This window comes from Geodermatophilus sp. SYSU D00758 (assembly GCF_054049955.1).
Map to the genome: position 1 here is coordinate 282087 of NZ_JBJGYK010000001.1, position 18710 is coordinate 300796.

At 74.5% G+C, this 18710-nt stretch carries 14 protein-coding genes; 12 read left to right on the plus strand and 2 right to left on the minus strand.

The window, feature by feature from the left end; genetic code table 11:
• Positions 1-53: 53 nt before the first annotated feature.
• Positions 54-989: a LysR family transcriptional regulator gene (locus tag ACI8AC_RS01470; protein WP_456894481.1), complete on the minus strand. Its 936-nt coding sequence runs from the start codon at positions 987-989 to the stop codon at positions 54-56.
• A 100-nt stretch (positions 990-1089) separates the two neighbouring features.
• Between ACI8AC_RS01470 and ACI8AC_RS01475 the strand changes: the two genes are divergently transcribed.
• The 9 genes from ACI8AC_RS01475 to ACI8AC_RS01515 all read left to right on the plus strand — a co-directional run bounded on the left by ACI8AC_RS01475 (position 1090) and on the right by ACI8AC_RS01515 (position 13692).
• Positions 1090-2292, plus strand: coding sequence for a glutamate--cysteine ligase (locus ACI8AC_RS01475; RefSeq protein WP_456894483.1), 1203 nt, complete (start codon positions 1090-1092; stop codon positions 2290-2292).
• Between the two features lie 19 nt (positions 2293-2311).
• Positions 2312-3559 carry an amidohydrolase gene (locus ACI8AC_RS01480; protein WP_456894484.1) on the plus strand — a complete coding sequence of 416 codons (1248 nt, stop codon included), beginning with the start codon at positions 2312-2314 and terminating at the stop codon, positions 3557-3559.
• A gap of 42 nt (positions 3560-3601) precedes the next feature.
• Complete coding sequence (locus ACI8AC_RS01485; RefSeq protein WP_456894486.1) at positions 3602-5485, plus strand: methylmalonyl-CoA mutase family protein; 1884 nt, start codon at positions 3602-3604, stop codon at positions 5483-5485.
• Complete coding sequence (scpA, locus tag ACI8AC_RS01490) at positions 5482-7710, plus strand: methylmalonyl-CoA mutase (protein WP_456894488.1); 2229 nt, start codon at positions 5482-5484, stop codon at positions 7708-7710. Before ACI8AC_RS01485 ends, scpA begins: the two co-directional genes overlap by 4 nt.
• 49 nt (positions 7711-7759) lie before the next feature.
• Complete coding sequence (meaB, locus tag ACI8AC_RS01495) at positions 7760-8767, plus strand: methylmalonyl Co-A mutase-associated GTPase MeaB (protein WP_456894490.1); 1008 nt, start codon at positions 7760-7762, stop codon at positions 8765-8767.
• A gap of 502 nt (positions 8768-9269) precedes the next feature.
• Positions 9270-11597, plus strand: a complete 2328-nt coding sequence (locus tag ACI8AC_RS01500; RefSeq protein ID WP_456894492.1) for a GtrA family protein — start codon at positions 9270-9272, stop codon at positions 11595-11597.
• Positions 11598-11601: 4 nt separating this feature from the next.
• Positions 11602-12336 carry a glycosyltransferase family 2 protein gene (locus tag ACI8AC_RS01505; RefSeq protein WP_456894494.1) on the plus strand — a complete coding sequence of 245 codons (735 nt, stop codon included), beginning with the start codon at positions 11602-11604 and terminating at the stop codon, positions 12334-12336.
• A 7-nt stretch (positions 12337-12343) separates the two neighbouring features.
• Positions 12344-12727 carry a hypothetical protein gene (locus ACI8AC_RS01510; protein ID WP_456894496.1) on the plus strand — a complete coding sequence of 128 codons (384 nt, stop codon included), beginning with the start codon at positions 12344-12346 and terminating at the stop codon, positions 12725-12727.
• Positions 12728-12897: 170 nt separating this feature from the next.
• Complete coding sequence (locus ACI8AC_RS01515; protein WP_456894497.1) at positions 12898-13692, plus strand: class I SAM-dependent methyltransferase; 795 nt, start codon at positions 12898-12900, stop codon at positions 13690-13692.
• Here the strand turns inward: ACI8AC_RS01515 and ACI8AC_RS01520 are convergent.
• On the minus strand, positions 13644-14117 hold the full coding sequence (locus ACI8AC_RS01520) for a gamma-glutamylcyclotransferase family protein (RefSeq protein ID WP_456894499.1): 474 nt from the start codon (positions 14115-14117) through the stop codon (positions 13644-13646). The genes ACI8AC_RS01515 and ACI8AC_RS01520 overlap by 49 nt on opposite strands.
• A gap of 117 nt (positions 14118-14234) precedes the next feature.
• Here ACI8AC_RS01520 and ACI8AC_RS01525 point away from each other — a divergent pair, with 117 nt between their 5' ends.
• From ACI8AC_RS01525 to ACI8AC_RS01535, 3 genes are all read left to right on the plus strand, one after another.
• On the plus strand, positions 14235-15641 hold the full coding sequence (locus ACI8AC_RS01525) for an NAD(P)H-quinone dehydrogenase (RefSeq protein ID WP_456894501.1): 1407 nt from the start codon (positions 14235-14237) through the stop codon (positions 15639-15641).
• A 127-nt stretch (positions 15642-15768) separates the two neighbouring features.
• Positions 15769-17514 carry a reprolysin-like metallopeptidase gene (locus ACI8AC_RS01530; protein ID WP_456894503.1) on the plus strand — a complete coding sequence of 582 codons (1746 nt, stop codon included), beginning with the start codon at positions 15769-15771 and terminating at the stop codon, positions 17512-17514.
• Between the two features lie 134 nt (positions 17515-17648).
• Positions 17649-18608: a hypothetical protein gene (locus tag ACI8AC_RS01535; RefSeq protein ID WP_456894505.1), complete on the plus strand. Its 960-nt coding sequence runs from the start codon at positions 17649-17651 to the stop codon at positions 18606-18608.
• The last annotated feature ends 102 nt before the right edge of the window (positions 18609-18710 follow it).

The window sequence follows — 18710 nt, forward strand, 5'->3', positions numbered from 1 at the left end:
CGTCCCCCGAGGCGCCCGACCGACCGCGTCCGTCCCCTCGGGCAGAGGAAGCTCTACCCGCGTCCGGGACCGCGCGACGTGGGGAGAGCTCCCTGTGCCGGGGTGGTCCGCAGCTCGCGGACCACCTCCAGCAGGCAGTCGACGAGCGGGTCCCGGTGGTGGCGGGGGACGACGAGGGCCACCACCGTGGGCTCGACGTCGACGACCGGCGCGAACACCAGGTCGGCGCGCGGGTACACGTGCCGGACCGACTCGGCGGTGATGGCCACGACATCGGAGACCGCGACGGCCTCGAGCATCTCCTCGATGCCGTGCACCGTCGGGCCGAACCGGGCGCGCGAGCCGTCGGGGCGGGGGTCGACCGACCACCAGCGCACCCACTCGGGCGGCGCGGCGTCGGTCCACGGCTGGACCACCCCGGCCAGGTCGGCGATGCGCAGCGGCGTGCGCCCGGCCAGCGGGTGCCCGGCGCGCATGACCGCGACCCGGGGCTCGGCCAGCACCCGCTCGACGAGCACGCCGTCCGCGGCCGGCAGGGGCGGCCGGGCGAACGCCGCGTCCACCCGGCCGCTGACCACCGCCCCCACCTGGTCGCCCCAGCCGAGGGCGACCAGCTCGACCGACGTGCCCGGGGCCCGCTCCGCCAGCCGGTCGAGGATGGGCCGGGTGAGCGGGCCGGCGACGCCCGTGAGGAAGCCGACCCGCAGCACGGCCCGGCGCGCCCGGCCGTGCCGGCGGGTGACGGCGAGGGCGCGGTCCTGCACGGCCAGCAGCTCGCGGGCCAGCGGGAGGAACTCCTCGCCGGCCGCGGTGAGCCGGGCGCCGCGGTGGTCGCGCTCGAACAGCACGCAGCCCAGCTGCTGCTCGAACCGGCGGATCTGCTGCGACAGCGACGGCGTGGCCACGTGCAGGGCGGCGGCCGCGCGCCCGTAGGTGCCCGCGTCGGCGATCGCCACGACGTAGCGCACCAGCCGCAGGTCCACGTCCACCCGGCCAGCATGCGGCGCGCGGCCCCCCGGGGGAACGGTCTTCCCCGGGGGCCCGGGACACGACCCGGCGGTCCCGGGCCGCCGAACCTAGACTCGTGGGGTGCAGATCCCCTTCCACTCCTCCGAACGCGCCAGCCTCGGCGTCGAGTGGGAGCTGCAGCTCGTCGACCCGGAGACCCGGGAGCTGACCTCCGGCGCCGTGGAGATCCTCCGCGAGCTGACGCCGGAAGGGGCCACGGAGCACCCCAAGGCCAAGCACGAGCTGCTGCAGTCGACCGTCGAGATCATCACCGGCGTCTGCACCACCGTGGCCGAGGCCAAGGCCGACCTCGCGGGCACCCTCGCCGAGGTGTGCGCGGCGGCCGAGGCGCGCGGCCTCGGTGTGATGTGCGCCGGCACCCACCCCCTCACCGACTGGCAGACGCAGCAGATCTCGCCCAAGGAGCGCTACCTGCAGCTGGTCGAGAAGATGCAGTGGCTGGCGCGGCGGCTGCAGATCTTCGGGGTGCACGTGCACGTCGGCGTCCGGGCGCCGGAGAAGGCGATCCCGATCGTCAACGCGCTCACCCAGTACGTGCCCCACTTCCTCGCCCTCTCGGCGTCCTCCCCGTTCTGGGTCGGGTGCGACACCGGGCTGGCCAGCGCCCGGTCGAAGGTGTTCGAGGGGATGCCGACCGCGGGCCTGCCCTACCAGCTCTCCGGCTGGGACCGCTTCGAGACCTACATGGAAACCCTCATCAGCACGCACACCATCGAGAGCGTGCGCGAGGTGTGGTGGGACATCCGCCCGCACCCGGACTTCGGCACCGTCGAGCTGCGCATCTGCGACGGGCTGCCGACCCTCGACGAGGTCGGTGCGGTCGCGGCGCTGTCCCAGTGCCTGGTCGAGCAGTTCGACACCCAGCTCGACCGCGGCTACACCCTGCCGACGCCGGCCGACTGGGTGCTGCGCGAGAACAAGTGGCGGGCGGCCCGCTACGGCCTGGACGCCGACATCGTGATCGACGAGAAGGGCACCGTCGTCCCCGTGCGGCAGGCCATCGCCGACCTGGTCGAGGACCTCGCGCCCACCGCCCGCCGGCTGGGCTGCTCGGCCGAGCTGGCCGACGTGGAGCGGATCCTGGCCGTCGGCGCCTCCTACCAGCGGCAGCGGGCGGCGGCCGCCGCGGCCGACGGCGACCTGCGCGCGGTCGTGGACAGCCTGCTGACCGAGCTGCGGGACGGCCTGCCGTCGGCACCGGTCGCCGCCCCGCCCGGCCCGGTGACCGGCACGGCCAGCTGCGCCGGGGGGCGATCGGCATGACAGCCGGGGGGCACGTGGCATGACACCGGTCGTCGACAAGCTCGGCGCCGCGGTCGACGAGTGGGTCGGGGAACGGCACGCGAAGCTGGTCGCCGTCCGCCGGCACCTGCACGCGCACCCCGAGCTGGCCTTCGCGGAGTTCGAGACCACCTCCTTCCTGGAGCAGAAGCTGCGCGACGCCGGGCTCGCCCCGCGGCGGCTGCCCACCGGCACCGGCCTGGTGGTGGAGGTCGGCGCCGGCGACCCGGTCGTCGTCCTCCGCGCCGACATCGACGCGCTGCCCCTGGCCGACCTCAAGGACGTCCCGTACGCCTCCACCCGCGAGGGCATGTGCCACGCCTGCGGGCACGACGTGCACACCACCGTCGTCCTCGGGGCCGTGCTGGCCCTCGCCGCGCTGGACGACCTGCCCGGGACGGTGCGCTGCGTGTTCCAGCCGGCGGAGGAGACCGTGCCCGGCGGTGCGACCGAGGTGGTGGCCGCCGGCGTGCTCGACGGCGCCTCCCGCGCGTTCGCGCTGCACTGCGACCCGTCGATCCCGGTCGGCACCGTGGGGCTGCGGACCGGCGCGATCACCGCGGCCTGCGACCGCATGGACGTCGTCCTCACCGGGCCCGGGGGGCACACCGCCCGGCCGCAGCTCACCGTCGACCTCGTCGACGCCCTGGGGCGCCTGATCACCGACCTGCCGGCCCTGCTCTCCCGGCAGGTCGACCCGCGGGCCGGGATGTCCCTGGTGTGGGGGGCGGTCAGCGCCGGGGTCGCGGCCAACGCCATCCCGCAGCGCGGCCAGCTCCGCGGGACCGTCCGGGTGCTGGACCGCAGCACCTGGCAGGACGCCGAGACGCTGCTGCGCGGTCTGGTCGAGCGGGTCGCGGCCACCACCGGCGCCCGGTGCGAGGTCGACTACGTGCGCGGCGTCCCCCCGGTGGTCAACGACCCGCGGTCGGTGGCGCTCATGCGGGCGGCCGCGCTGGAGACCGTCGGCAGCGAGTCGGTGCGGCTGTCCCCGCAGAGCATGGGCGGGGAGGACTTCGGCTGGTTCGCCGACGTCATGCCGATCTCGCTGGCCCGGCTGGGCACCAACGGCAAGGGTGCCCCGCTGGACCTGCACCGCGGCACCTTCGACGTCGACGAGCAGGCCATCTCCGTCGGCGTCCGGCTGCTGGCCCGGACCGCGCTGCACGCCCTCGCCGCCGACGCGGGCGCCCCGCCACCCGGCCCGTCACCGCACCCCGGGCGCACCGGGCGCCCCGGTCGGCGGTAGACACTCCGGGAAGACACCGCCGCCTCGCCCCGGGAGCCATCGATGACGAGCCCGCCCGAGACGGCCGGCCCCGGCGACGCCGAGGTGCCGGCCGAGCACGCGACCCCCGACGAGCTGCGGCTGGCCGACGGGTTCCCGGCCGCCACCCGCGACCGGTGGCGCGAGCTCGTCGCCGGGGTGCTGCGCAAGGCGGGGCACGAGCAGCTGCCCGACCCGGTGGAGGACGCGCTGCGCCGCACCGTCGCCACCGGCGTCACCGTGGGCCCGCTCTACACCGCCGAGGACGCCGGCGACCTCCCGGCCGCCGTCGGCGTGCCCGGCCTGGCGCCCTTCGTCCGCGGCGCCCGCCCGGGGACGGCGGACGGCGGCGTGCCCGCCGGCTGGGACCTCCGTCAGCGGCACGCCGACCCCGACGTGGCGCTCACGAAGGAGGCGGTGCACGCCGACCTGGAGAACGGCGGCACCTCGCTGTGGCTGGTGCTGGGCGAGGGCGCCGTCCCGGTCGGGGCCCTGCGGGACGTGCTCGACGGGGTCTACCTCGACCTCGCCCCCGTCGCCGTCTCCGGCGGGGTGCCCGCCGCCGAGGCGCTGCTGGCCCTGGTCGAGGGGCGCACCGACCTGGCGCCCGGTGGCTCCCTCGGGCTGGACCCGCTGGGGGAGCAGGCCGCCTCCGGGCAGGAGCAGGACCTCACCGGCCTGGCCGCCCTGGCCCGGCGCGCCCCGGCCGGGTGGCGCGCGGTCACCGTCGACGCCACCGTCTTCCACGACGCCGGGGCCTCCGCGGTGGAGGAGCTCGGCTGCTCCCTGGCCGCCGGCGTGGCCTACCTGCGGGCGCTCACCGACGGCGGCCTGACCGTGGACGAGGCCTTCACCGCGCTCGAGTTCCGCTACGCGGCCACCGCCGACCAGTTCACGACCATCGCGGCGCTCCGGGCGGCCCGCCGGCTCTGGGACCGCGTCGGGGAGGCCAGCGGCGCCTCCCCGGAGGCGCGGGCGCAGCGCCAGCACGCCGTCACCTCGTCGGTGATGACCACCCGGCGCGACCCCTGGGTCAACATGCTCCGCACGACGGTGGCCTGCTTCGCCGCCGGCGTGGGCGGCGCCGGTGTGGTCACCGTGCAGCCCTTCGACGCCGCGCTCGGCCTGCCCGACGCCTTCTCCCGGCGGATCGCCCGCAACACGCAGAGCCTGCTGGTGGAGGAGGGCTCCCTGGCCCGCGTGCTCGACCCGGCCGGGGGCTCCTGGTACGTCGAGCGCCTCACCGAGGACCTCGCGCAGGCCGCCTGGGCCTGGTTCACCGAGATCGAGCGGGCCGGCGGGCTGCCGGCGGCGCTGGGCTCCGGGCTGGTGGGCGACCGCATCGCCGCCGCCTGGGACGCCCGCGCGACGCGGCTCGCCCGGCGCAGCGACGCCATCACCGGGGTCAGCGAGTTCCCGAACCTCGCCGAGCGGCTGCCCGAGCGCCGGCCCGCGGCCGACCTGCGCCCGGCCGGGGGGTTGCCGCGGGTGCGCGCCGCGCAGGCCTTCGAGGAGCTTCGGGACGCCGCCGACGCCGCGGCGTCGGGGTCGGGCACCCGCCCGTCGGTCTACCTGGCGACCCTCGGCCCCGTCGCCCGGCACACCGCCCGCGCCACCTTCGCGGCCAACCTCTTCCAGGCCGGCGGCCTGGCCACCCCCGCCGGCGACGGGGCGGCCGGGCTGGCCGGGGCCGGGACGACGGTCGCCTGCATCTGCGGCACCGACGCCGACTACGCGGAGTCGGCCGCCGGGCTGGCCGCGGACCTGAAGGCCGCCGGCGCCACCTCCGTGTGGCTGGCCGGCAAGCCGGGCCTCGCCGTCGACGGCGTCGACGGGTACGCCCACGCCGGGTGCGACGCCCTGGACGTGCTCCGCACCGTGCACGAGCAGCTGGGAGTGAGCCGATGAGCAGCATCCCCGACTTCGGGAACCTCGAGCTGGGCCGGCCGTCGGCGGGGGCGGCGGGCGAGGAGTGGGCGAAGGCCTTCGAGGCGGCCACCGGCCGGAGCGCGGCCGAGGCGGCCTGGGAGACCCCCGAGGGCATCGCCGTCCCGCCGCTGTTCACGCCCGCCGACCTCGACGGGCTGGACTTCCTCGGGACCTACCCCGGCATCGCGCCGTTCCTGCGCGGCCCGTACCCGACGATGTACACCACCCAGCCGTGGACGGTCCGGCAGTACGCCGGCTTCTCCACCGCCGCTGCGTCCAACGCCTTCTACCGGCGCAACCTGGCCGCCGGGCAGAAGGGCCTGTCGATCGCCTTCGACCTGCCCACGCACCGCGGCTACGACTCCGACCACCCGCGCGTCGTGGGCGACGTCGGCATGGCCGGCGTCGCCATCGACTCCATCCTGGACATGCGCCAGCTCTTCGACGGCATCCCGCTGGACCGCATGACGGTGTCGATGACCATGAACGGCGCCGTCCTGCCCGTGATGGCGCTCTACGTGCTGGCCGCGGAGGAGCAGGGCGTGGCGCCCGAGCAGCTGGCCGGGACCATCCAGAACGACATCCTCAAGGAGTTCATGGTCCGCAACACCTACATCTACCCGCCGAAGCCGTCGATGCAGATCGTCAGCGACATCTTCGCGTTCACCTCGCAGCGGATGCCGCGGTTCAACTCGATCTCCATCTCCGGCTACCACATCCAGGAGGCCGGGGCGACGGCCGACCTGGAGCTGGCCTACACGCTGGCCGACGGGGTGGAGTACGTGCAGGCGGGCAAGGACGCCGGGCTGGACGTCGACGCGTTCGCCCCGCGGTTGAGCTTCTTCTGGGCCATCGGCATGAACTTCTTCATGGAGGTGGCCAAGCTGCGCGCCGCCCGGCTGCTGTGGGCGCGGCTCATGCGGGAGGCCGGTGCGGAGGACCCGAAGTCGATGTCGCTGCGCACCCACTCGCAGACCTCCGGCTGGTCGCTGACCGCGCAGGACGTCTACAACAACGTCGTCCGCACCTGTCTCGAGGCGATGGCCGCGACCCAGGGGCACACCCAGTCGCTGCACACCAACGCCCTCGACGAGGCGCTCGCCCTGCCCACCGACTTCTCCGCCCGGATCGCCCGCAACACCCAGCTGCTCCTGCAGCAGGAGTCGGGCACCACGCGGGTCATCGACCCGTGGGGTGGGTCGGCCTACGTGGAGAAGCTGACCTACGACCTGGCCCGCCGGGCGTGGGCGCACATCGAGGAGGTCGGGGAGCACGGCGGCATGGCCCAGGCCATCGACGACGGCATCCCGAAGCTGCGCATCGAGGAGGCCGCCGCCCGCACCCAGGCCCGGATCGACTCCGGCCGCCAGCCGGTGATCGGGGTCAACAAGTACCGGGTGGACGCCGACGAGGCCATCGAGGTGCTCCGCGTGGACAACGCCCAGGTGCTCGCCGAGCAGAAGGCCAAGCTGGCCGAGCTGCGCGCCTCCCGTGACGACGCCGGCGTCCGGGAGGCGCTGGGCCGGCTCACCGACGCCGCCCGCGCGGCGGCGGAGGGACGGCGGGACTCCTCCCTGGACTCGAACCTGCTGAAGCTGGCCGTCGACGCCGCGCGCGCCCGGGCCACCGTCGGGGAGATCTCCGACGCGCTGGAGGCCGTCTACGGGCGGCACGCCGGCCAGGTGCGCACCATCTCCGGTGTGTACCGCGACGAATCGCTGGGGTCGGGCCGGGCGGGGGAGGACAACCCGGTCGAGCGGACCCGCCGCATGGCCGAGGCCTTCGAGGAGGCCGAGGGCCGGCGGCCGCGCATCCTGGTGGCCAAGATGGGCCAGGACGGGCACGACCGCGGCCAGAAGGTCATCGCCACCGCCTTCGCCGACCTGGGCTTCGACGTCGACGTCGGCCCGCTGTTCCAGACGCCGGAGGAGGTCGCCCGGCAGGCCGTGGAGGCCGACGTGCACGTCGTGGGCGTCTCCTCGCTGGCCGCGGGGCACCTCACGCTGGTGCCGGCGCTCAAGCAGGCGCTCGCCGACTCCGGCGCCGACGACGTGCTCGTCGTGGTCGGCGGCGTCATCCCGCCCGACGACGTCCCGACGCTGCGCGAGATGGGGGCCGCGGCGGTCTTCCCGCCCGGCACGGTGATCGCCGAGGCCGCCCAGGAGCTGCTGCGCACGCTGTCGTCCCGCCTCGGCCACGCGTGAGCGACCTGCCCGCCGCGGTCGCCGACCGCCTCCCGGCCGGGCCCGCGGCATGAGCCGCGGGGTGGACGTCCCGGCGCTGACCGAGGGGGTGCTGGCCGGCGACCGGCGCGCGGTCTCGCGCGCCATCACGCTGGTCGAGTCCCGGCGCGCCGACCACCGGGAGCGGGCGCAGGAGCTGCTGGTCGAGCTGCTGCCGCACACCGGGGGCGCCCGCCGGGTCGGGATCAGCGGCGTCCCCGGCGTCGGCAAGTCGACGTTCATCGACATGCTGGGGGTGACCCTCACCGGAGAGGGGCACCGGGTCGCGGTGCTCGCCGTCGACCCGTCGTCCGCCCGCTCCGGGGGGTCCATCCTCGGGGACAAGACCCGGATGAGCCGCCTGGCGGTCGACCCCGCGGCCTTCATCCGCCCGGCCCCCACCGCGGGAACCCTCGGCGGGGTGGCCCAGGCGACGCGGGAGTCGATGGTGGTGGTCGAGGCCGCCGGCCACGACGTCGTCCTGGTCGAGACCGTCGGCGTCGGGCAGTCCGAGACCGCCGTCGCCGAGATGGTCGACTCCTTCCTGTTCCTCACGCTGGCCCGCACCGGCGACCAGCTGCAGGGCATCAAGCGGGGCATCCTCGAGCTCGCCGACGTCATCGCGGTCAACAAGGCCGACGGCCCGGCGGCGACCGACGCCCGCAAGGCCGCGCGAGAGCTCGCCGGCGCGATCCGGATGCTGCGCGGCCACGACGAGAACTGGGACGTCCCGGTGCTGACCTGCTCCGGGCTCTCCGGTGCGGGGCTCGACGAGGTGTGGGCCGCGCTGGTGTCGCACCAGGACCGGGCCAGGGCCTCCGGGGCGTTCGAGGAACGCCGGCGGGCCCAGCAGGTGCGCTGGACCTGGCAGCTGGTCCGCGACGGCCTCGAGCACCGGCTGCGGTCGCACCCCGGCGTCCGGGCGGCCGCACCGGAGCTGGAGAAGGCGGTGCTGGCCGGGGAGCTCACCCCCGCCCTGGCCGCCCGGCAGCTGCTGGAGACCTTCCTGTCCGCCCCCGAGGGCTCTCCCGGGGGCTGATCCCCGGGGGCTGACCCCCGGGCCGGACCGAGTGCGACGAACCCGTGGCGATCGGCCGGTGAGGACCACGAGTCCGTCGCACTCGCCGACGGCGGGCGCGGCGGTGGGGACCAGACCGCCGGGCAGACCTCCCGTTGTGCCCCTGTCGCCGTTGCCCCTGATGCTGGGGGTGCAGTTGCGACGAAATGACGACGAGCGCACCTGGTCCATTGCGGGACCGGTGCTAGCGTCGATGCACGGGGTTGCGCAGAACGATTCACCCGGCGACGCATTCGATGGCAGAGCGGCTGGGTCGGTGGTGGATCCGAGCGATTCTGGTTTGCACCCGGGCGCAATTTCGACGAGTCGGCTCGGGAGCCAGGGCGCAGCCATCACGATGCACACAGATCTCTCACCGCATCAGGCGGACGCGAAGGTGTCGCTCCCGCGTGTCCCCACGGACGACGTCCCGGTGACGGGTGCCGCGGCAACCCCAGCGGGGCCGCTCCGACGGCTGTTCGGGATGCGCCCGTCCAGGTTCGTGGCCGCGGGCCTGCTGGCCCTCGTCACCGACTACGCCACCTTCTCCGTCGCCTACGGTGTGCTCCACGCCGACGTCGGCGCGGCTACCGTGGCGGGTTTCCTGGTCAGCCTCGCCGTCAGCTTCGGCCTGAACAAGCTCTGGGTGTTCGAGAGCCGGCGGGACCCGGTGGCGCGCAGCGCGAGGCAGCTGCTGCTCTACGGGCTCCTGCTCGCGGTCAACATCGCCTTCACGTACGCCTTCGTCGCGGCGCTGCGCGACTCCTGGGACGTCGACCCGCGGGTCGGCAAGGTGCTCGCCATCGTCGTCGTGACCACCTGGAACTACGTCCTGTACAGCAAGGTCGTCTTCCCGACGGGGCAGGCCGCGCAGCCCTCCGGCAGGACGAGGACCATCGCTGCCGCCTCGCTCGGCGCCGCCTTCCTGCTGTACCTCGTGGGCGTCCCGTTCGTGCTGCTCGGGATGTGCCTGGTGATCGGGGTCCTCGTGCTCCCGCCCGTCCCCGTCATGGGGAGTGTCGCCGGACGCCTCGTCCTGTCGGTGCTCCTGTTCTTCGCCGTGTTCCAGGTCGCGGCGACGGTGCAGTTCCTCGTGCTGCCTTCCTCGCGTTTCGGGGTGTCCGCTGCTCTCACGGCGGGCGTCTACCTGACTGCCGTGGTGCTGGCCGACCTCGACGCGATCCCCGTGCGAGACCGCGTCGCCGGTCTCGTCAACCGGTACGACGGCGCCGCGGCGATCGTGGTGGCGGTCTTCCTGCTGCCCTTCACGCCGATCGTGGTCGGGGACGACGCGGTGGCGAGGGTGGCGCAGATCGGCGGCGGCACCGCGATCGACGCCACCAACCACTTCGCCATGATCGGGCGCCTCATGGGCCAGCAGCACTGGAGCTACGGGGGAGCCGACGGCTACTACCCCCAGGGCTTCCACATCGTCGTGGCCTTCGTGCAGGACGGTCTCGGCATCGCGCAGACCAGCGCGGACTGGCGCCAGGGCGTGCTCGTCTACATCGGCCAGTACCTGGTGTCCGGCGCGCTCATGGCCGCCGCCATCGGCTACTGCCTCTCCGGGCTGCTGCTCCGCCTCGCGGGACGTGGCGCGCCGGAGGGCGGCGGTCTCCTCCTCCACGCGGCCGGCACCGCCGCGGGCGCCATCGCCGGGCCCTTCCTGCTCTGGTCCTTCGTGACGCAGGGGTTCCTGAACTACTACTACGTGATCGCCACGGTCCTGGTCGCCTTCGTCCTGCTGCTGACGGGGACGCAGGACCGTCCGTTCGCCGGGGTGTCCCTGTACCTGGTCCTCGTCTTCGGGGCAGGGCTGTCGTGGCCGTTGCTGATCCCGCCGCTGCTCGCGACCGTCGTCCTGGTGGTGGGCCGGAAGGGCTGCCTGGGTGCGGTGCGCGCGATGCCCCGGCGCCAGGTGCTCGGCCTGGTCGTCGCGATCGGCATGCAGTTCGTCCCCCTCGCGCTCCAGCTGCACTACGACGGCTCGGGTGGCCGCATCAACTTCACCGGGGGGCTGCGGGACTTCCACCCGCTCAGCCTCCTGCTGAGCGCGGCGGTGCTCCTCGTGGTCGCCACCAGTAGCAGGCTGGATCGCGAGCTCAGGGAGCGGTGCATCGCGCTGGTGCTGCCCCTGCTGGCCTTCGTCGGCCTCCTGTCGCTCGTGCAGTTCTTCCTCGTCGGTGAGGTGCGGTACTACGCCATCAAGAGTGCGTTCCTGCTGGAGTCCCTCAACCTCGTCTTCCTGTGCTGCCTCGTCGCGGTGGCCCTGCTGCGCCTGGACCTCGGGGCTGCCGGGAAGTTCGCCACGGCCGCGGTGGTGCCGGTCGCGGTCGTGTTCTCGTTGCTCGCCGTGACGGCCAACCCGCTGACCGACGTGCGCAACCTGTTCCGGACGGAAGCCGGCCAGGTGAAGCCCGACTTCTACGACGCCGACCTGAGCACCTACGTCGCCCTGGGGATCGCCGGGGACGTCGGCAACTTCAACACCACGTTGCTGCACCACGACGCCGGATCGGACAAGTATTTCGCGCACATGCAGATCTCGTTCTGGGCGAACATGATGCGGTACGACGGAGAAACGATCCGCAACGATGTCCACGAGTGCAACAAGGACGTCTACGAGAACCTGGCATTCGGAACTGCGACGGATGCGGAGCAACGGCGCCTGATCGCCAGGATCAAGGAATGCGCACGGCTCACGAGAGAAGACGGTGAGGAATACGTCATCGTGACCGATCCGGCGTCGGAGAGCCTCATCAGGGACGAGTTCGGCGCGGTCGCGAGGGTCGTGGTGCACGGTGGGCGGTGATGTCGTGACCGACGCCGGGGTGGGCCGGACCCTGACCGTGATCATCCCGGCGTACAACGAGTCGGGTTCGATCGGACGTGTCGTCGGATCCATTCCCGCGACGCTGGCGGTGGGCGGCCGGACGTTCCGGACGCAGGTCGTCGTGGTCGACGACTGCTCGAGGGACTCCACCTACGAGGAGGCGCTCCGAGCGGGTGCGACCGTCATCCGGCACCTCATCAACTCGGGTGCCGGAGCCGCCACCAGGACGGGGTTCAGCTACGTGCTGAAGAACGCGGAGCAGCTGGACGTCGCGTACGTGGCGACCATCGACGCCGACGGTCAGCACTCCAGCGACGACCTCCTCCGGATGCTCGAGGCGGCGCTGGTGACCCAGGCGGACGTGGTCGTCGGCAACCGGCTGCACGAGGGCAACCGGGAGGACATGCCCCGGCACCGGACGATGGGCAACCGCGGCCTGTCCCTGATCAGCAGGATGCTCTTCGGGATCACCACCCGAGACACCCAGAGCGGCATGCGCCTGATCTCCTTCGGGGCACTTCCCCGCCTCGGCCGGTTCACCATCGACCGGTACGGCTTCTGCACCGAGATCCTCTGGCGGGCGAGGCAGAACGGGCTGAAGGTCGTCGAGGTGCCGACGGCCGTGACGTACTCGGAGGAGACCCTCGGCAAGGGGCAGACCAACTGGGGAGTGTTCGACCTGGTGACCGACCTCGTCCTGCTCCGGACGCTCGGGTAGGAGTGGCATGAGCAAGTACGTCCTGATGATCGTCATCAACGCGCCGTTGATCCTGATCGCCGTCCTCATGGCCGTGACCAGCTACAAGACCCGGCGCTCCACTCGGCGGCGCTGCAGGATCCTGGTGACCTTCTGGCTGTCGGTGGGCGTCGGCATGTTGTTCATCGAGCCGGCGTACGACTCGCTCGTGCGGGCCAACCTGACCGACTCGCCACCGATGAGCCTGTTCGACATCGTCCTGCTCACCGCGATCATCTTCCTGGTGCTGCTCCTGGTGCAGCTCTACGAGAGGCTGACCACCCTCAACCGCAAGGTGTCGAGGATGCACGAGGGGATCGCCATCCTCGAGCAGAGCAGAGCGACGGTCGACGGCTCGGTGCCCACCCCCTGAGCAGGCGTGGTGGGCCGTGGTTGCCGCGCCAGATGCCGGCCGGGCGGCTCGGCGCGCGCACGCCCCGGCCCGACGGGGTGGTCGGCGTGGCGCAGGACGCTGCCGCACCGCCGGCCCGCAGGAGCGTCACCGACGCGGGGCGGAGCGACCGGCCCGGTACGGTGCAGGACATGCGAGACGCGGTGCCGGGCGGTCAGCAGTCGGCACAGGAGGTCCTCGACGACTGGTACCGGGACCACTACTCGCACGTCGCCGCCACGGCCGACGGGTCGTTCTTCGAACGCTTCATGCACCGTGCCATGGAGCGGAGGTTCAACGGCGCCGACCGTTTCCCCGAGGTTCTGGAGGTCGGGGGGAACCGGGGGGAGCACGTCCCCTACGTCCGCCACTCCTACGACCGGTACCTCCTGACCGACCTGCGCCGCCCGGTGGTGCTCGAGGCGTTGGAGAGCGACGCGAGGATCGAGCCGCAGGCCTGCGACGTCACCCGCATGTCCTTCGAGTCCGGACGCTTCGACCGGGTCATCTCGACGTGCCTGCTGCACCACGTGGGCTCGCCCCTGGACGCTCTCTCCGAGATGCGGAGGGTCGCGCGACCCGCCGGCGGCGTCGTGACCATCCTCGTCCCCACCGACCCCGGGCTCGCCTACCGCGCCGGCCGGGCGTTGACCTCCGTCCGCGCGGCGAGGAAGCGCGGCATCGCGACCATGCAGGAGCTGGTGCACGCGATCGACCACCGCAACCACTTCCGCTCCGTCTACACGCAGGTGCGGCACGTGTTCCGCGGTGACGACGTGACGGTGGACTGGTACCCGTGGCGCGCGCCCAGCGTGGAGCTCAACGCCTTCGTCGTGATCCACGCGAGGCTGTCCGCGGCGATGCGACCCCCGCTCCGGCGCTCAGCGCAGCAGAGGGGTCAGAGGCCGGTCGAGCGGCACTCCCGGGACCGCAGCTCCTCCAGGTAGTCGTCCGGGGCGCCGGCGGCCTCCGCGGCGTCGGCCAGCGCGCCCAGGTAGCGGGCCGAGGGCAGCCCGCCCTCGAAGGCGTCGAGCACGTAGACGTAGGCCACGAGATCCCCGCCGAGGGTGTGCACCCGCAGGTGCAGCTTCCGGTACAGGCCGAGGTCGGCGCCCTCCCAGGCGTCGAGGGCCCGCTCGTCGGCCTCGGTCAGGTCGTAGAGCGCGACGAACACGCCGGGGACCTCGACGTCGTGCGGCGGCCGGTCGTCGGGGACCAGGGTGGCCAGCGCCCCCTCCCAGCCGTACTCCTCGGCGCCGAACGTCAGCCGCCACCCGCGGATCCAGCCGGTGCCGGTGTGCGGGGAGGACGGGCAGCGACGGCGCATCTGCGCGGGGTCCATGTTCGACCCGTAGGCGGCGTAGAGGCCCATCGCCGCCGAGCCTACGGGCGTGTGGCCGGGGGAACCCCCTCGGTGGGCGACGTTCCCGCGCCGTGCGGGGAGAATGGGCGCCGCACCCCCACCCCGCAGCAGAGCAGAAGGACCCCCATGACCCGCATCGTGATCATCGGCGGAGGCCCCGCCGGCTACGAGGCCGCGCTGGTCGCCGCATCGCTCGGTGCGCAGGTCACCGTCGTCGAGCGGGACGGCCTCGGCGGCGCCAGCGTGCTCACCGACTGCGTGCCCTCCAAGACCTTCATCGCCTCCGCCGGCGCCATGACCGCCGTCCGCGACTCGACGTCCCTCGGCGTGCAGGGCGCGGAGCCGGCCACCGTCGGCCTGGACCTCGCCGCGGTCAACTCGCGGGTCAAGGGCCTGGCGGTCGCCCAGTCCGCCGACATCAAGGCGCGGCTGGTCGCCGAGGGGGTGCGGGTGCTCGCCGGGCAGGGGCGGCTGGCCGACGACGTCCGGGGCCTGGTGGAGCACCGCGTCGAGGTCGTCGACCGGGACGGCGCGGTGACCGAGACGCTGACCACGGACGTCGTCCTGGTCGCGACCGGCGCCGACCCGCGCGTGCTCCCCGGCGCGGAGCCCGACCACGAGCGCGTCCTCGACTGGCGCGACGTCTACGACCTCGACGAGATGCCCGAGCACCTGGTCGTGGTCGGCTCGGGTGTCACCGGAGCCGAGTTCGCCTCCGGGTACCTGGAGGCCGGCGTGCCGGTCACGCTCGTCTCCTCCCGCGACCGGGTCCTGCCCGGGGAGGACTCCGACGCCGCCGAGGTGCTCGAGCAGGTCTTCCAGGCCCGCGGCGGGCGGATCGCCGAGCGCGGCCGCGCGGCCGCGGTCCGGCGCACGGAGAAGGGCGTCGTCGTGGAGCTCACCGACGGGCGCACCGTGGAGGGCTCCCACGCCCTCATGACCGTCGGCACCGTGCCGAACACGGCGGGGCTGAACCTGGAGCGCTGCGGGGTCGAGGTCACCGAGAGCGGCCACGTCGTCGTCGACCGCGTCTCCCGGACGACGGTGCCCGGCATCTACGCGGCAGGCGACGTCACCGGGGTCTTCCAGCTCGCCTCGGTCGCCGCGATGCAGGGGCGGATCGCCATGTGGCACGCGCTGGGCGAGGCCGTCCAGCCGATCCGCCTCAAGACGGTGGCGGCCAACGTCTTCACCCACCCGGAGATCGCCACCGTGGGGGTGCAGGAGAAGTCGCTGCCCGAGGACATGCCGATCGACGTCGTCCAGCTGCCGCTGGCCACCAACGCGCGGGCCAAGATGAGCGACCTGCGGGACGGCTTCGTCAAGCTCTTCGCCCGCCAGGCCACCGGAGTGGTCGTCGGCGGCGTGGTGGTCGCCCCGGGCGCCTCGGAGCTGGTCCTGCCGATCGCGCTCGCGGTCACCAAGGGGCTCACGGTGACCGACCTGGCGCACACCTTCGCGATCTACCCCTCGCTGTCGGGTTCGATCACCGAGGCCGGCCGGCGGCTCATGGGGGCCGACGCGCTCGCCTGAGAGATGCTCCCACCGGGGCTGACGGTGGCCGTGCGACGGGTGTGACGGCGGGTTCGGCTGGAGTCCGCGGCGCCGGTGCCGACGGGTGCGCGGCCCGCCGATGCCAGGGGGGATGCACCCCTCGCCGATGCCCCGCCCCCGGCGCCCCCTGCGGGCCCTGGGCGCCCTCGCGCTGGCCGTCGCCGTCCCGGTCGTCCTCGCGCCGGCCGGCGCGCGGGCCGACGAGGCCGAGACGGTGGTCGGCGAGGTCGTGCAGGTGTGGGCCGATCCGGCCCACGACGCCGAGGAGGACCACGCGCACGCGGCGGATGCCCCGCTGACCTGGGTCGCGACCGAGGACGGCGGCGCGGTCCGGCTGCCCGCCGCGGCCGCCGAGGGGCTGCCGGTCGGTGCCACGGTCGAGGTCAGCGTGGGCGGCGAGGTGGCCGACGAGGCGGCCGGCGACGGCTACGGGCCGGCGCGCGACCTGCTGGCCGCCGACGTGCTGGCGGCCGCCCCGGAGGTCCCGATCCGCACGGCCGCGGTCACCAACGAGGTCACCGTGGTGCGGGCCGTGCCGCCCGGCGGCGCGGCCGACACCACCACGGTCCGGGAGCTGGTCGATGCGGTCGACGGCCCGGTGGCCGAGTTCTGGGCCGGCGAGACCGGCGGGGCCCTGCGCTTCGGGGTCACCGCCGCCGTCGCCGGCTGGGTCCCCACCACGGCCGGCTGCGCCCGCCCCACCGCGCTGTGGGACGAGGTCGCCGCGGCCGTCGGCTTCTCCGCCGCGCCCGGCCGGCACCTGCTGGTCTACCTCGGCGGTGCGGCCGCGGCCGGCTGCAGCTGGGCCATGGCGGAGGTGGGCGCGGGCCCCGCGGCCGGCGGCCGGCTCTACGTCAGCGAGGTGCTGCCCTCGGTCATCGCCCACGAGCTCGGCCACAACCTCGGCCTCGGGCACTCCTCGGCCCGGCAGTGCGACGGCGAGGTGGGGACCGGGTCGTGCCGCACCGCGGCCTACCGCGACTACTACGACGTCATGGGCGCCTCCTGGAGCCGGCTCGGCTCGCTCAACGCCGTCCAGGCCGCCGCCCTGGGGGTGCTGCCGGACGCGGCGGTCGCCGCGGTCAACGGGCCCTCCAGCACCCTGACCCTCGCACCCTGGTCCGGGGGCTCGGGCACCCGGGCCGCGCGGCTCACCGACCCCGAGGGCGCCACGTACTGGCTGGAGTACCGCACGGCGGCCGGCCGGGACGAGTGGCTCGGGACCCCGGCCGACCCCTTCGGCCTCCAGCCCGGCGTCCTGCTGCGCCGCGTGGGCACGATGCCCGACACCTCGCTGCTGCTCGACGGCACCCCGTCGGCCGCGACGGGGTGGGACGGCGACCTGCAGACCGCCCTCCCCGTGGGCGTGCCGGTGCCGGTGTCCGGCGGCGACCTCACCGTGACGGTGCACGAGGTCGGCGCCGCCGGGGCCACGGTCACCGTGACCGGCGCCCCCGGTGCCGACCCGGCCACCCCGCTGCCGGAGCCGGCGTCGGCCGTCCCGTCCGTGCTGGCCGCGACCTCCGACGCCGTGGCGGCGCCTGGGTCGGGCGAGGGCGCGGTGCCCGCGGCCGGTCCGCGGTCGGCGGAGGACCCGGCCGGGAGGACGGCGGAGGACCCGGCCGGGAGGACGGCGGAGGACCCGGCCGCGGGGACGGCGGAGGTCCGGGCCGGGGCGGACGCGGTGGCGGTCGGCCGGGTGGCCCCGCGCGGGCCCGTGCCGGTGGAGCCGGCCGCGCTCGCCGACCCGGCGGGTGGGACCGGCCGCACGGCGCTCCTCGTCGCGGTGTCCGCGCTCGCCGGCGCAGCGGGACTGGCGGCGGCGCTCCGCAGGACCCACCGGCGGCGCTGAGTCACAGCTGCATCACTGCCCGTGTGTCGGACCCGCCGGAGCCGGAACTCCGGGGGGAGGGTGGCGCGGGAGCCGAGACGGGGGGCGGAGCGGTGCGGTCGTGCGGTCGGCGAGGGCTGTCCGTCGGACGGGGCGTGCTGGTCGTGGTGCTGTGCACCCTGGCGCTGAGCGGCCTGTCGGCGGTGCGGGCAGCGCCCGCGGCAGCCGGTGACCTCCCCCGTGTGGCGTGGCAGGGGGCCAACCCGTACGTGTTCGCCATCGGCGACTCGCTGCTCGAGCAGTGCCGCCAGGACTTCGGGATGGGCTGGCGCTCCCTGGGCTACATCGCCTGGCCGGGCGCGACCGCCGGGGACATGCGCGGCCGGCTCGACGGCACGGGGTCGGGCTGGCCCCGCTGGACGGTCACCGAGTCCTCCGTCGAGGAGGAACGGCTCTGGTTCCGCGACGCCGGGTCGCTGGTCGTCGCGCTCGGCACCAACGACGTCAAGTTCACCTCGGTGGCAGAGTGGCGCGACAACATCGACTGGTTCATGCAGCAGTCGCGGGGCCGGCCGGTGCAGTGGTTCACCGTCCACAACCCGCCCTTCCAGGGCATGGTCGACGCGTTCAACCTGGAGCTGCGGTTGGCGACCGATCGCTGGCCGAACCTCAAGCTCATGGACTGGGAGGCCTTCTCGCGGGCCAACCCCGGCGTGCTGCTCTCCGACGGGGTGCACCTGGCCACCTACCGCGAGGGGTGCCAGCTGGCCCGCAACCGGCTGATCCAGACAGGTGCGCCGGCCGTGCCCGGGCGCACGGCCCCGGTGGGCTGGTGGTACGAGGACCCGCGGCGGACCGGCCCCGTGTGGCTCAACGGCTGGGGCGCCGGCCGCGTGCCGAGCCCGCAGGCGCCGGTGGCGGTCAACGTGCGCGTGGACTGGCGCCACCACGCCCGCCTGCCGGTGGACCGGCCCAGCGGCGACATCTGGGCCCAGACGGCGTCCGGCCGGGCCTTCAGCCACAGCATCGCCGCCGGGTACCGCGGGCACGTCGTCTGCCTCGACCTCGTGGACAGCCGGGGCCAGTTCACCGCGCTGGGGTGCCGCCGGGTCTGAGCGGGCCGGCCCGGCCGTGCCACCCGGCCGTGCCACCCGGCGGGGGTCCAGGGCGCCCCCCCGACTGCCGATGACGGAGCAGCCCCTCTGCACTGGAGTCCT